We start from the raw sequence: 351 nt of genomic DNA on the forward strand, positions 1-351 counted from the left end.
CTGGCGAACGCAACGTCGGCCGACAGTACGCCACGACGTGATCGCTTTCTTCGATGAGCTCGCGGCCCAAAAACACACCGTGCCGCGCATTGTCGTACTGGACAATGCGTCATTTCACAAGGGGCCGCAGATTGAGAAATGCCGACGGAAATGGATGGCACAGGGGCTGTTTCTGTATTACTTGCCGCCTTACAGCCCGGAACTGAATCGCATTGAGATTCTCTGGAAACAGGCCAAGTACTTCTGGCGCCGTTTCGCCGGGCTGAAAGGAAATGAATTGCTGAGCGAGGTGGAATCCTTGATGAAAGATTTCGGAACTGCATTCACAATAAATTTCGTCTGACTACTTAG

Annotated in this window: 1 protein-coding gene; it reads left to right on the forward strand. The window is 52.1% G+C overall.

Annotated features, from left to right (window positions below; genetic code table 11):
* A partial coding sequence (locus GCM43_RS25545) for a transposase (protein WP_152248668.1) occupies window positions 1-343 on the forward strand: 343 nt, incomplete at its 5' end.
* Window positions 344-351 lie beyond the last annotated feature (8 nt).

Origin of the sequence: Janthinobacterium aquaticum, from assembly GCF_009208565.1 — a bacterium.
Taxonomy (GTDB): domain Bacteria; phylum Pseudomonadota; class Gammaproteobacteria; order Burkholderiales; family Burkholderiaceae_D; genus Janthinobacterium.